The 13,867-nt window shown below is 59.6% G+C and carries 13 protein-coding genes; 2 read left to right on the top strand and 11 right to left on the bottom strand.

The window, feature by feature from the left end:
• Positions 1 to 6: 6 nt before the first annotated feature.
• The 4 genes from gltP to ACIOMO_RS26200 form a co-directional block, all read right to left on the bottom strand.
• Positions 7 to 1,338, bottom strand: coding sequence for a glutamate/aspartate:proton symporter GltP (gene gltP / locus ACIOMO_RS26215; RefSeq protein WP_053125381.1), 1,332 nt, complete (start codon positions 1,336 to 1,338; stop codon positions 7 to 9).
• 712 nt (positions 1,339 to 2,050) lie between these two features.
• Positions 2,051 to 2,515 (bottom strand): inhibitor of vertebrate lysozyme family protein, encoded by a 465-nt coding sequence (locus ACIOMO_RS26210; RefSeq protein ID WP_401244370.1) that lies wholly within the window; start codon positions 2,513 to 2,515, stop codon positions 2,051 to 2,053.
• Between the two features lie 2 nt (positions 2,516 to 2,517).
• Positions 2,518 to 2,682 (bottom strand): DUF1328 domain-containing protein, encoded by a 165-nt coding sequence (locus ACIOMO_RS26205; RefSeq protein ID WP_003177151.1) that lies wholly within the window; start codon positions 2,680 to 2,682, stop codon positions 2,518 to 2,520.
• Between the two features lie 78 nt (positions 2,683 to 2,760).
• Entirely contained in the window at positions 2,761 to 3,048 is a 288-nt protein-coding gene (locus ACIOMO_RS26200; RefSeq protein ID WP_053125385.1) for a hypothetical protein, read from the bottom strand.
• Positions 3,049 to 3,478: 430 nt separating this feature from the next.
• On the opposite strand from ACIOMO_RS26200, the gene algB reads away from it, so the two are divergent.
• Positions 3,479 to 4,825 carry a sigma-54-dependent response regulator transcription factor AlgB gene (gene algB / locus ACIOMO_RS26195; protein WP_053125387.1) on the top strand — a complete coding sequence of 449 codons (1,347 nt, stop codon included), beginning with the start codon at positions 3,479 to 3,481 and terminating at the stop codon, positions 4,823 to 4,825.
• A gap of 10 nt (positions 4,826 to 4,835) precedes the next feature.
• Positions 4,836 to 6,626: a KinB sensor domain-containing domain gene (locus ACIOMO_RS26190; protein WP_053125389.1), complete on the top strand. Its 1,791-nt coding sequence runs from the start codon at positions 4,836 to 4,838 to the stop codon at positions 6,624 to 6,626.
• Here ACIOMO_RS26190 and ACIOMO_RS26185 read toward each other — a convergent pair.
• The 7 genes from ACIOMO_RS26185 to ACIOMO_RS26155 all read right to left on the bottom strand — a co-directional run.
• Positions 6,623 to 8,236, bottom strand: a complete 1,614-nt coding sequence (locus tag ACIOMO_RS26185) for an EAL domain-containing protein (protein WP_212545455.1) — start codon at positions 8,234 to 8,236, stop codon at positions 6,623 to 6,625. The two genes, ACIOMO_RS26190 and ACIOMO_RS26185, sit on opposite strands and share 4 nt — an antisense overlap.
• A gap of 75 nt (positions 8,237 to 8,311) precedes the next feature.
• Positions 8,312 to 9,094, bottom strand: coding sequence for an N-acetylmuramoyl-L-alanine amidase (locus ACIOMO_RS26180; RefSeq protein WP_401244367.1), 783 nt, complete (start codon positions 9,092 to 9,094; stop codon positions 8,312 to 8,314).
• A 101-nt stretch (positions 9,095 to 9,195) separates the two neighbouring features.
• A complete protein-coding gene (locus ACIOMO_RS26175) occupies positions 9,196 to 11,220 on the bottom strand; it encodes a diguanylate cyclase (RefSeq protein WP_401244365.1) in 2,025 nt (674 codons plus the stop codon).
• A complete protein-coding gene (locus tag ACIOMO_RS26170) occupies positions 11,217 to 12,095 on the bottom strand; it encodes an endonuclease/exonuclease/phosphatase family protein (RefSeq protein ID WP_401244363.1) in 879 nt (292 codons plus the stop codon). Before ACIOMO_RS26170 ends, ACIOMO_RS26175 begins: the two co-directional genes overlap by 4 nt.
• 14 nt (positions 12,096 to 12,109) lie before the next feature.
• On the bottom strand, positions 12,110 to 12,751 hold the full coding sequence (gene dsbA / locus ACIOMO_RS26165; RefSeq protein WP_159813385.1) for a thiol:disulfide interchange protein DsbA: 642 nt from the start codon (positions 12,749 to 12,751) through the stop codon (positions 12,110 to 12,112).
• A gap of 267 nt (positions 12,752 to 13,018) precedes the next feature.
• A complete protein-coding gene (locus tag ACIOMO_RS26160; protein WP_008081240.1) occupies positions 13,019 to 13,630 on the bottom strand; it encodes a cytochrome c in 612 nt (203 codons plus the stop codon).
• A 43-nt stretch (positions 13,631 to 13,673) separates the two neighbouring features.
• Positions 13,674 to 13,867: c-type cytochrome (locus ACIOMO_RS26155; RefSeq protein WP_401244361.1), on the bottom strand; the 194-nt coding region annotated here is incomplete at its 5' end.

Genomic DNA, 13,867 nt, shown 5'->3' with positions numbered 1-13,867 from the left:
GGGGTGTCAGTTCTTCGAGATTTCGCCCGCTGGCAGTTTGGTCTTGGTGCGCCAGTGTGGCAGGGAGTTCCAGTAGCGCTCGCCCTTGGCGTCGTCGTACATGCCTTCCCAGCGCGAGATAACCAGCACGGCCAGCGCGTTACCGATCACGTTCAGTGCGGTACGGGCCATGTCCATGACGCGGTCGACACCGGCGATGAACGCCAGACCTTCCAGCGGAATACCGACGCTGCCCAAGGTAGCCAGCAGCACCACGAAGGACACGCCCGGTACACCGGCGATGCCTTTGGAGGTGACCATCAGGGTCAGCACCAGCAACAGTTGCTGGCTGATCGACAAGTCGATGCCATACAGCTGCGCGATGAAGATTGCCGCGATCGATTGGTACAGAGTCGAACCGTCGAGGTTGAACGAGTAACCGGTCGGCACCACGAAGCTGCAGATGGCTTTCGGCGCGCCGTAGGCTTCCATCTTCTCGATCACGCGCGGCAGCACGGTTTCCGAAGAAGCGGTGGAGTAGGCCAGCACCAGCTCATCCTTGAAGATGCGCATCAGCTTGAACACCGAGAAACCGAACATCTTGGCGATCAGACCCAATACCACGAAGGCGAAGAAGGCGATGGCGAAGTAAACCAGGATCACCAGTTTGGCCAGCGGCACCAGCGAGGCGAAACCGAAGTTGGCCACGGTCACCGCGATCAGAGCGAATACGCCGATTGGCGCATAGTTCATGATCATGTGGGTGACTTTGAACATGCTTTCCGAGACGCCCTGGAACATCTTCACCAGCGGCTCGCGCAGATCCGACTGCAGGCTCGACAGACCGAGACCGAACAGCACGGAGAAGAAGATGATCGGCAGCATTTCGCCGCGAGCCATGGCCGCGAAGATGTTCGACGGGATCAGGTTAAGGATGGTCTCGATGAACGCGTGTTCATGCTGTACCTCGGCGGCAGTCGCCTGGTACTTGGAGATGTCCACTGTGCCCAGCGTGCTCATGTCGATGCCGGCACCCGGATGGAACACGTTGGCCAACAGCAAGCCGACAACGATCGCGATGGTCGTGACGATTTCGAAGTAGATGATGGTTTTCAGGCCGATACGCCCGAGTTTCTTGGCGTCGCCCACGCCAGCAATGCCGACGATCAGGGAAGAGATGACGATCGGAATCACGATCATCTTGATCAGACGGATAAAGATATCGCCTGCCGGTTGCAAGACATTGCTGATCCACCAGGCCTTTTCGGCACTGAAGTGGTTGAGCAACGCCCCAATTGCAATCCCCAAAACCAGACCGATGAGGATCTGCCAGGCGAGGCTGAGTTTTGCCTTCTTCATTATCTTTACCCTTACTTGCGTTTGACTCAGGCACATGCAGGAACTGGAACGCTTTTTAGCGGAAAAGTCTGTGCATCTGCCTCCGTATAAGGTGCCCCGAAGCGCGTATTTACGGCTCTCCGGCAGGCGAAAAAAGGCGCAACTATTCCGATGCAAGGTCGCGCCGTCTAATGCCGTAAACGCCTACCCTATGCCGAATCGGCATGAGCTTTTTTAAATGAAACTGGCGTCCCAACCGGTTCGATTGCGACATTTCGGCCGGCATAACTGCCGTGAACCGGCCATCACAGCCTGGGTTGGTGGTTTTTTAATCAGGAAAAATAGACGGAAATTTGAGGAAAAAGCCTACGCAGGAAGACTAGAAGTCCTCTTGAATAGAAGTCTTCTTTCTCGATATACGGTCGCCCGGAAACACCGCGTAATGTTTTCGCGCACAGTCTGGTCGCTAAAAAGCATGAGCAGGTCGCTCTGGATCAATGTTTTGATGGTTTTTTGCTGAGGATGAAGCTCAGCGCAAGTCCGTCGAACCACTGGGGGTTGGCGAACCTGCGTCGCAGCTTTGACGTGCCCTGACCCGGCCCTCTCGCAGGCACTCCCTGTACCCGTAGGTCACTCCGACCCTGCAACAGTCAGAACGTCCCGGCCCCTTGGTCATGCGCCGAGCCTCCTCGGCTCGGTGCAAAGGAAGGCAGCAGGGCTGCTGCCTTCATGTTCAATACCAGTTCGGATCTTTCTTCAGGGTTTCCATCAGCAGATCCTGCATACCTTGATCGGGTTTGCCGAGGAAGCGGTAGGTGGCATGTCGCGTGGGCGACTTGTCGGCCGGCAGTCCTTCGGGCACATCGACGAGCATGGCGTATGCATCTTTCTTGTCGAAACTGAACGCGACGATCAAGCGGTGGTTCAGGCACTTGTCCTGCGATTCGCAGAGCGGCCCAACCAGATACTTGTCGCCGTCTTCGGTGACGGCATTCATCTGTTGGTCAGGTGTACCGGAGAGGTTCATCACCCATTCCGGCAGGCGCTCTTCCTTCTTCACCACGCCTTCCCACGTTTCCCGATACTGCGGGTCGGAACTCAGCAGTTCGTTGACCCGCGTCTGGCCGTCGTTGGCCGCCAGCGCCATGGCACTACCGCCCAGAAGCAGGGCGGCTGCCAATGCTTTTAAAGCATTCATCGTTAACCTCGGCCGCGACGGCCAAAGAAGAAGGAAGCGATGAACATCACCAGGAACACGACAAAGAGAATCTTGGCGATACCCGTGGCGGTGCCCGCGATACCACCGAAGCCCAGTACTGCAGCGATGATGGCAATGATCAAGAATGTAATTGCCCAGCTCAACATGGTGATTCTCCTTACTTCTCTATTTAGGGGTGTGGCGTGTTCCGGCGCTGCGCGCCCGAATTTGTAAAATCAGATCGATCAGAAAACCCAGCGCTCTTCGCGTGGCAGCTGATCCAGTGGCTCCGCTTGGTCGACCGACATCATGCGCATCGGCGCACTGTCTTCCTGGGCGCTGCTGACAGCGCTGAAATGGCTCTGTGTCGCGTGCTGCATCGAGATCAGCGGTGCCTCTGGCTGCTGGGCGTTTTCCCAGCGCAGGTATTGCTGGCAAGCGATCAGGGTGATCAGCAGCGCAAGTACGCCAAACAGACCTTGCTGGATATGCAGTGGCGAGATACGCACTTGGGCGGCACGTTGGCGAGTCATCCTGGGTTCCTCACTCTCTTATTCGGTTGGGGCAGTTCTGATCTGCCCGGGCTGATAGAGATATTGCAGACTGCATGCCAGTTTTTTAATTGATTAAAAAACCAATAAAAACAATAGGTTACGATCGATCTGAAAATCTTTCGCGACGCATCCTGCACGATGGGTCTTCCACGGTCGTGCAAACCGCACGATTATTTCGTAGGAGAATTCATTCTTATGGAATTGAGTTGAGGTCTTGGATGTCAGAAAAGGACGCAGGGAATCCCCTGCAAATCGCTGTTTGTTTAAAAAATCAACAAAATCAACGTATTGGCCCTGAAGGCTGGAGAGAGCTACCCTCCTATGGCTCGCATCGTTCAGAATCAACCATGCAACTTGCCCGATTTTTCCGGGACTAACCCAAGACCAATCTTTATGGAGCGTAGGAAAAATGGAATCTGCCACTGAGCAACAAGGCCGCATTCTGCTGGTGGATGATGAATCCGCCATCCTGCGAACCTTCCGTTATTGCCTCGAAGACGAAGGCTATACGGTGGCCACGGCCAACAGCGCCGCTCAGGCCGACGCACTGCTGCAACGCCAGGTCTTCGACCTGTGCTTCCTCGATTTGCGTCTGGGTGAAGACAACGGACTCGATGTACTCGCGCAAATGCGCATTCAGGCGCCGTGGATGCGCGTGGTGATCGTCACCGCGCATTCTGCTGTTGATACCGCTGTGGACGCGATCCAGGCCGGTGCTGCCGACTATCTGGTCAAACCGTGCAGCCCTGATCAGTTGCGTCTGGCCACCGCCAAACAACTGGAAGTGCGCCAACTGTCGGCGCGCCTCGAAGCCCTCGAAGGCGAGATCCGCAAGCCGAAGGACGGGCTCGATTCCCACAGCCCGGCGATGAAAGTCGTACTGGAAACTGCACGCCAGGTCGCGGGCACCGACGCCAACATTCTTATTCTCGGCGAGTCCGGTACCGGTAAAGGTGAACTGGCCCGCGCCATTCACGGCTGGAGCAAACGCGAGAAGAAATCCTGCGTCACCATCAACTGCCCGTCGCTGACCGCAGAATTGATGGAAAGCGAGCTGTTCGGTCACAGTCGCGGTGCGTTTACCGGCGCCAGTGAAAGCACGCTGGGTCGCGTCAATCAAGCTGACGGCGGCACGCTGTTTCTCGACGAGATCGGCGATTTTCCCCTGACGTTGCAACCCAAGTTGCTGCGCTTTATTCAAGACAAGGAATACGAGCGGGTAGGGGATCCGGTCACCCGTCGCGCCGATGTACGAATTCTCGCGGCGACCAACCTCAATCTGGAGGACATGGTGCGCGACGGTCGCTTCCGTGAAGACCTGCTCTATCGCCTCAACGTCATCACCCTGCATTTGCCGCCGCTGCGTGAGCGCGCCGAGGACATCCTCACCCTGGCCGATCGCTTTCTGGCGCGCTTCGTTAAAGAGTACGCGCGTCCTGCACGCGGTTTCAGCGACGAGGCTCGTGAAGCACTGCTGGGTTATCGCTGGCCGGGCAACATTCGTGAGCTGCGCAACGTGGTCGAGCGGGCGAGCATCATTTGCCCGCAGGAGCGCGTGGAAATCAGCCACCTCGGCATGGCCGAGCAGCCAGCCAACAACGCACCACGGGTTGGCGCCGCGCTGAGCCTTGATGAGTTGGAAAAAGCCCACATCGGCGCGGTTCTCGCCACCGCCGGCACTTTGGATCAAGCAGCGAAAACCCTCGGCATCGACGCCTCGACCCTGTATCGCAAGCGCAAGCAGTACAACCTGTGAGTGCCGGGCGATGAAACTGGCGATGAAGTTGCGCACACGGTTGTTCCTGAGCATTTCCGCCTTGATCACCGTGGCGTTGCTCGGGCTTCTGCTCGGGCTGGTCAGCGTGATGCAGATGGCCGGCTCGCAGGAAGCGCTGTTGCGCAACAACTTCGTCACCCTTGATCTGGGCCTGAAGATGCGGCAAACGCTGGGTGATCAACTGATCCTCATGTTGGCCGAAAAGCCGGATGACGCCGCGTTCGAAGCGTCCAAACAGCATTACTTCGAGCTGCTCGATGAAGGCATCGCCCAGGAACGCGGTGATGATGATCGCCAGTACGGCTTCAGCCAGGCCAAAGCGGATTACATAAGTTTTCTGCAAGCGTTTGACCTGTCCCGTGACCCGGCGACCGCGTTGAGCAGCAATGCCAACTTCAGGGAACGCTTCAATGCGCTGCGCAACGGTTTGATCACCGAGCACAAGCATGCGCTGGACAACATTAATGCCGTGCAACACGCCGCCCGCGAACGGGCGCTGCTGGTTGCCGGCCTGCTGGGGCTGGTCGGGCTGGCGGTGTTGATCATCGGTTTCGTCACCGCTCACGGCATTGCGCGACGCTTCGGTGCGCCGATCGAGGTGTTGGCGAAAGCTGCCGATAACATCGGGCAGGGCAACTTCGAAGTAACCCTGCCGATTTCCTCGGCGATGGAAGTGAACCTGTTGTCCCGGCGTTTCGGGCTGATGGCCGAAGCACTGCGCGAACATCAAGCGACCAACGTCGACGAGCTTCTGGCCGGCCAGCAACGTTTGCAGGCGGTGCTCGACAGCATCGACGACGGCTTGTTGATGATTGACCGTCAAGGCCATCTGGAACACCTCAACCCGGTGGCGCAGCGCCAATTGGGCTGGGAGGACGATCGTCTCGGCCAAGGCCTCGGCACCGCGCTCGGAAGGCCTGAGCTGGACGCTCAGCTGCAACTGGTGCTGCGCGGCGGCACGCTGGAGCGCGCACCGGAAGATTTGAGTATCGAGGTCGATGGCGAGTCGCGTCTGCTGACATACAGCCTGACACCGGTCAGCCACACCCAAGGGCATATCCTCGGCGCGGTGATGGTGCTGCACGACGTCACCGAGCAGCGTGCGTTCGAGCGGGTGCGCAGTGAGTTCGTCTTGCGCGCTTCCCACGAATTGCGCACGCCGGTCACCGGCATGCACATGGCGTTCGGCCTGTTCCGCGAACGGGCGAAATTTCCGCCGGAGTCGCGCGAGGCTGATCTGCTCGACACCGTGAACGAAGAAATGCAGCGCCTGATGCAGTTGATCAACGACTTGCTCAACTTTTCGCGCTACCAGAACGGTTTGCAGAAACTCACGCTGGCACCATGCTCAATCGAAGATTTGCTCGAGCAGGCGCAGCTGCGGTTCGCCGATTCAGCGGCGGCGAAGGGCATTGCCCTCAATGTCGAGTTGCAAGGCCCGTTGCCGCGTTTGCAAGCCGATCAGGCGCAACTCGATCGCGTGCTCGACAACCTGATCGACAACGCCTTGCGCCATACCGCCCGCGACGGCCAGATCCGTTTGCAGGCCCGTCGACATGGCGAGCGGGTGATCATCAGCGTCGAAGACAACGGCGAAGGGATTGCCTACGGCCAGCAGGGGCGGATCTTCGAACCGTTCGTGCAGGTCGGGCGCAAGAAGGGCGGCGCCGGGCTTGGTCTGGCGCTGTGCAAGGAAATCGTCCAGCTGCATGGCGGGCGCATGGGCGTTTATTCGCGGCCGGGGCAGGGCACGCAGTTCTACATGGCGTTGGCAGTCTAGGCTTCGTCATCCATTCGGCGGCCAGCGAGTCGTCGGCCTCGGGTGATCAGTTCGATAAACTGCACCGCGCTCAAGGCATGGGCGAACAGCCAGCCCTGACCAAATTTCACCCCTTCGCTGCTGAGCAACTCGGCTTGCGATTCCAGTTCGATGCCTTCGGCAATCACCTTCAGATCCAGCGCCTGCGCCATGTGAATGATGTGCGGGGCAACGCCGCTGCTGGCGGCATCATGGCCGAGCGCGTCGATAAAGGCTTTGTCGATTTTCAGGCAGTCCACCGGCAGGGTTTGCAGGTAGGCGAGGCTGCAATAGCCGGTGCCGAAATCGTCGATCAGCACTTGGTGGCCGACGTCACGCAGGGCTTGCAGGTTTTCTCGCGCCACCACCACATCGATCAAACCACGTTCGGTCACCTCGAAAGCAATCTGCCGCGCGGCCACCCGGTGCAATGTCAGCAGGCGCGCCATGACCTGGCCGATGCGCGGCACCATCACATCGCACGCTGCGAGGTTCACCGAGATATACAGCTGTGGGTTGGCGCGCAGGAGCTGACCGAGTTGCTCCAGCAATCGCTGGAGAACGAAGTCGGTCATCTGCCTGATCTGCCCAGTGTTCTCCGCCATCGGGATAAACAGGTCAGGGCTGGTCAGCGTGCCGTCCGGGCGACGCCAACGCAGCAAGGCTTCAGCGCCGACGCAGTTGCGACTGTCGAGGTCGAAGATCGGTTGATAGAGCACCTGCAACTCGCCGCGGCGAATCGCGCCGTGCAGCTCGGCGTCTATCGACTGACGCTGGCGCACCAGCAAAAACACCAGGAACCCGGCCAGTGCGCCGAGCAAGAGGCAGGCTGGCACCATCCACCACCAGACGGCGGGAATGTGCATGCCGCTGCGCGGCGAGATCAGCACCAATTGATATTCCGGGTTGTCGGTGGGCATGCGGTAGACGAGGCGGGTTTGCGTGACTTGCAGTGCTTCGCGGTTTTTCGGTGGCCAGTGCTCGGTTGGCGGCCAGGCCTGCTCTGTGCCGAGTACCGGGATTGCCCGCGTGCCGTGATCGAGCACCACCAGCAGGCTGCTGCCGGGTGACAGGTCGACCATGTCGGTCAAATGTCCGCGCGAAGTGGCCACGCGAAAATTGCCGCGACCCAGCATCAGTGCGGCGCGGTTTTCATCGGGTTCGGTGGTGGTGTTCAGCCAATAGCTGTAGGTCGGGCCTTTGATGTCGGGTTGGCGAGCAACCGTCAAACCTTCCTGACGCGGACGGTTGGAACAGGTTCGGGTGCCATCGCTGTAGGCGGCTTCATAGACGAAGCGATAGTTGAAGGTGACTTGCTGCAGGGTGGCAATCATGTCGCCGTCACAACTGCGCAACGGCTGTGCTTCGAGGTCGTCGAGACTTTCCCGCAACTGGCCGAACAATTGTTCGAGGCGGGCGAGGAAACGTTCGCCTTGCGCGTTCATTTCGCGGCTCTCGCTTTGCTCGACCTGATGCATCGCAAAGAACATACCGCCGGCGATCAGCAGGCTGGCACTGAGGACAGCCGCGATCGTCGCCAAAAACCAAGGGCGATAAAACCAGCTACGCAGCGTCTCTCGGGTAGCAACCATATGGAATATCCGAAGAATTACCAATGAGTTATAGCTGCTGATTGCGATTTCGCCCTGACCGTCGGGCGGGCGTCATTATTTTGTCTGATTAAGTACCAACAACAACGCCGCCGTTTGCGCGTCCGGGGTGCCGTCGAAGCGCGAAGGGCGATAGTGCATCTGGAACGCGGCGAGGACGTGACGAGTGGCGACGTCGAGTTCGCCGGTCTGCGGTGTGTCGTAACCAAGGTGCGCAAGTTGCCCCTGGAACCAGCTGATGCTTGGCAGCTCGCCGCTGTTGAACAGCGCCTGCTGGCGCGCCACCGCTTGTTCATTGGGCCACAGGCCCAGGCCTGCGTCAGCCAGACGCTTCCACGGAAACAGCGGGCCCGGGTCGAGTTTGCGCAACGGCGCGATGTCGCTGTGGCCGATGATGTGGCGCGGGCTGATGCCGTTGCGTTTGCTGATGTCTTTGAGCAGGGCGATCAGCCCTTGGATCTGCGCTTCGCTGTACGGATACCAGAGGCGGCCGGTTGGCGTGTCTTTGAAGCCTGGGTTAACGATTTCGATGCCGATCGAGCTGGAGTTGAGCCAGGTGCGGCCCTGCCATTGGCTTTCGCCGGCGTGCCAGGCGCGCTGGTTTTCATCCATCAGCTTGTAGACGGTCGCGCTCTTGTCATCGCTGATCAGGTAATGGCTGCTGACTTCGCCGTGGGTCAGCAATTGCAGCGAACGCTCCAGCGAAGCCGAGGTGTAATGGACGATCACGAATTGAATGCGGCTGTCGTAATTGGCCGAAGGGTGGCTGGTGTCGTAACGCGGGGCGCTGGCACAACCGGCCAGAACGAGCAGCGACGCGAGGAGGGCAAAAAATTTCATGGCTGAGGGCAATACACGCAAGACAGTAATGCAACAGTGTAACGTACTGCCTTGCGTCTCGACGGTCAGCGGGCGGATTTAAACAAAATGGAACAAATTGCTCAGCCGAGCTCGACCCGATTGCGTCCTGCATTTTTTGCCCGGTACAGCGCCTGATCGGCTCTTTTCAGCACCAGATCGCTGTGTTCTCCGGCCTTGAACGATGCCAGTCCCATGGAAATGGTGATGGTCACGCGTTCCCCCTTGAAGTGGAACGGGCAGGCCTCGATCGCTGCGCGCAGCGTTTCCAACAGTTTCGCGCCGAGCGCTGGCGGCGTGGCCGGCAACAACAGCACGAACTCTTCTCCGCCAAAACGCGCAATGAAATCGGAACCGCGCAGGCGTTTGCGCAACACGGTGGCGATGATCTTCAGCACTTTGTCGCCGGCCAAGTGGCCGTAGTTATCGTTGATGCGCTTGAAGTGATCGAGATCGAGCATCGCCAGGCTCAGGGTGTTGCCGTGCTGCTGCCACTGCTTGATTTCGTGCTCAAGCCGTTCGCTCCACGCGGCGCGGTTGGGCAGGCCGGTGAGCGGGTCGATCAGGGCTTTCTGGCGTTGTTCCTCAAGGTGTTCGCGGAAGCCTTGGGCTTCCTGTTCCATGTGCGCCACGCGCTCGGACAGGCCTTTGAGCCGCGTCGCCACTTCCTGCTCGCGGGCGTCGCGCTGCTTCTGGTGCTGATCCATGGTGCCAAGCAGGCCTTCCAGATGATTCTCCAGCACTTGCTTGAGGTCATCCAGATCCGCCGCTTCCTGCACGCTGGTCTGCAAACCGTCGACCTGCTCACGGATTTGCGTGTCCATCGCCCGCGCCGCCGAGCTGTTATCGGCATGGCCGTCACTGGCGGCTTGCAGATTGCTCTGGAACGCTTCGAGGCGTTCGTTGAGTTGTTGCAGATAGGCTTCGAATTCGTGCTGGCCGCTGTCAGTGATCGCCAGCATCAACGTCGCCAGATCGTCGAGGATCGGGATCAGTTCGTACCAGTTCAAGCCGTGTTTCAGCCGCTCGCGCATCGCCTCGGCTTGCGGGCGATGGCGTTCGGGCAGGGTCAGGTCGTCGAGCAAGCCGATCAGGGTGTCTTCGATGTGTTTGGCCACGGAGCTGTAGGACGGCTCCGGGGTGTCCGGCAGAGAAAAGAGAATGTCTTGCTCGGGTTGTTCCGGGTCGATCGCGGCCAGTGCCTGGGCGATGGGTTCGGGCAGCGGCAGGCTGTCGAGGATCAGCGGGGACGGATCGCTGTGGTGGATCAGCTCGTCGGGGTTGAAGGCAACGTGGGGGGCAGGGGCGGCAATGACCTGCGATTCCGGCTCGACGGCGATGACTTCTGCTGGAGCGCTGACGGCTTCGCTGGCGACGGTTGGCGGTACGAAGGCGAAGACTTCCGGTTCTGCCTGAATCGCCGTAGCGGGTGTTTCAGTGATCGCAACGCAAGGGGCTTCCTGGATCGGAAGCGCAGCTTTTACCGGTTCAATGGTTGCGGCAGGCGCAACCGGTTCGGGTGCAGCAACCGGTTGAGCAGCCTGAACCGGGGCGGGCGCTTCTGGTGTCGGCGCATCATCGCTGTCACGACCGCCAAACAGACGCTGCAACAACCCCGGTCGCTCAGGTTCGGCAGGCGCGTCCAACTGACTCAACGCCTTGCCCTGCAAACCACTGAGCTCACTCAGCAGCAGCGGCATTTCCCGCGCTGAACCGACGCGGCCATCCAGTTGCTTGGCGAATTTTTTCAGCGGTTGCGCGACTTCGCGAGGCAGCGGCAAGGCTTGCAGTTGCGTCACCAGCGCTGTCAGCGCGGTGCTGACCTGATCAATGCGGGTTTCGCGGCGTTGCTCGGAGTCGAGCACGGCTTTTTCCAGGCGCGGTAGCAGGGCGGCGAGGCCGGCGTCCATGTCGTCGGTGCGCACCACGTCGCGCATCTCTTTCATGCACTGATCAACGACTTTGTCGGTGCCTTCGGCGGCCAATGTGCTGCGCACCAGCCCGCGACGCAGCAGGTCGAGCCTGGCGGCCCAGCGGCGTTCGAGTTTGTCCTGTTGTTCGATGCTTTTGAGGTATTTCTCTTTCCAGCGCTGGGCTTCGTCGCTCATTCAGGGGTTCCGCGAGGGTCAGGACTCAACGCGGGCAATGCATCAGCCGTGAGCGAACCCGGCAGACGAATCTCTACCGCGACCGGCAGGTGATCGGAAATGGGATGCGCCAGCACTTCGACCTTTTCCAGGGTCAGGGTCGGGCTGAGCAAAATATGATCAAGGCAACGCTGAGGACGCCAGCTGGGGAATGTCGCTTCCACCTGCGGGGCCAGCAGGCCGAGATCGCGTAACGGGGAATGTTGTAGCAGATCGCTGGCGTGGGTGTTCATGTCGCCCATCAACACCTGGTGTTTGTAGCCACCGATCAGTTCACGAATATAGGCCAGTTGCAGGCTGCGGGTTCGCGCGCCAAGGGCCAGATGCATCATCACCACCACCAGCGCTTCCGGGCCTTCGCCGAAGCGCAGCAGAATCGCGCCGCGACCTTTCGGGCCGGGCAGCGGGTGATCTTCAATCGCCGACGGTTTCAGACGACTCAGCACGCCGTTGCTGTGCTGGGCCAGTCGGCCGAGATTGCGATTGAGTTGTTGATACCAGTAAGGAAAGGCGCCGAGCTGGGCCAGGTGTTCGACCTGATTGACGTAGCCCGAACGCAGGCTGCCGCCATCGGCTTCCTGCAAGGCGACCAGATCGAAGTCGCCGAGCAAGTCGCCGATCTTTTGCAGATTGCCTGAGCGACCGTTGTGCGGCAGCAGGTGCTGCCAGCTACGGGTCAGGTAATGCCGATAGCGCTCGGTGCTGATGCCGACCTGGATATTGAAACTGAGCAGGCGCAGACGTTGGTCTGCGGGCAGGCCCGTGGACTCCAGGTGATGCTCGTTGACCTGCGGATCATGCAGGCCAACGATGCGTCCAGACTTCCAGCGGCGCATGGCGGGGGCGGCGCTTAGTTGGCTGCAGCCTTGGTTGCCGCTCGCTCTTTGGCGACCAGTTGGTCAGCCAGTTGCAGCGCTTGTTCGGCACCACCGGCAGAGCCGATGTCAAAGCGGTACTTGCCGTTGACGATCATGGTTGGAACGCCAGTGATTTCATATTTCTTGGCCAGTTCGCGAGCTTTTACGATCTGACCTTTGATGGCGAACGAGTCGAAAGTGGCGAGGAACTTGTCCTTGTCCACGCCTTGGGTGGCGAGGAAGTCAGCCATCTCGTTCTTGTCGGTCAGCTTTTTGTGTTGTTTCTGGATGGCTTCGAAAACCGCCGCGTGAACCTTGTGCTCGACACCCATCGCTTCCAGGGTCAGGAACATTTGGCCGTGAGCGTCCCACGGGCCGCCGAACATCGCCGGGATACGCACGAAGTTGACGTCGGACGGCAGTTTTTCAACCCACGGGTTGATCACTGGCTCAAAGGCGTAGCAGTGCGGGCAGCCGTACCAGAACAGCTCGACCACTTCGATCTTGCCAGGCTCTGCAACCGGTACCGGGTTGGCCAGTTCCACGTAAGGGGCGGCTGGGGCTTCGGCGGCTTGGGCGGTGACGCCGAACAGGCTGGCAGCGACGAGAGCGGCGCTGATGATCAGATTACGCATGCTTTACTCCTGGACAATTTTGGTCGCCTCGCGCGACCTGTTTTCAGACAGATCCTGGCGGGCATGAGTTCTGTAGTGTAACGGCAGCGGCCATAAAAAAGGGCGGCCAAAGCCACCCTTTTTATACTTGCTGCGACGGATTAATCGAGCGTTAACATTGCAGGAGATATCAACGCCTGCAACGGATCACGCGACCCCCCCTGTAGGAGCTGCCGAAGGCTGCGATCTTTTGATCTTCACCCTCGCTCAACGCCCGCCACAACGCGCTTAGTGCAGACCCTGAATGTAGCTGGAGACCGCAGCGATATCTTCGTCGCTCAAGCGCTTGGCGATGGTCTGCATGGTCATGGTGTCGCCGTCGTTGGTACGGCCGCCTTCTTCCTTGCGGAAATCGGTCAGCTGCTTGGCGATGTATTGAGCGTGTTGGCCACCCAGGTGCGGGAAGCCGGCAGCGGCGTTGCCGGCGCCATTCGGTGAGTGGCAACCGGTGCAGGCTGGCAGGCCTTTGGCGAGGTTGCCGCCACGGAACAGCGCTTCACCGCGAGCGACGATCTTCGGATCGGCGGCGCCGACGCTGCCTTTCTGGCTGGCGAAGTAGGCGGCGATGTCGGCCAGATCCTGATCGCTCAGGTTGGTCAGCAGCCCGGTCATTTCCAGAACGGTGCGCTTGCCCGACTTGATGTCGTGCAGTTGCTTGGTCAGGTAGCGTTCACCTTGACCGGCCAGTTTTGGAAAGTTTGGCGCCATGCTGTTGCCGTCCGGGCCATGGCAGGCTCCGCAAACGGCGGCTTTTGCCTGGCCCGCTGCGGCATCACCGGCAGCATGGGCGAAGCCTGAGATTCCCACGGTCAACAGCAGACTCACGATCAATTTGTTCATCAGCTAATCCAACTACGGCTAAGGGTTAAGTTATGGACCGGGTTTACTCGCTCATCCAAAGGATGATGGCTTGGTAATCCTCGGCACTGCAGTCCATGCACAAACCACGCGGCGGCATCGCCTTGAAACCCTGGGTCACGTGTTGCACCAGCGTCTCCATACCTTTCGCCAACCTCGGCGACCAAGCTTCCTCAACGCCTCTTTTGGGCGCCATCGGTAGTTGTCCGGACTTACATG

The sequence above is a fragment of the Pseudomonas sp. NPDC087804 genome (genome assembly GCF_044742965.1).
GTDB lineage: Bacteria > Pseudomonadota > Gammaproteobacteria > Pseudomonadales > Pseudomonadaceae > Aquipseudomonas > Aquipseudomonas rustica.
Note: the sequence above shows the minus strand (reverse complement) of the source record. Positions and strands in the feature narration are given on the sequence as shown.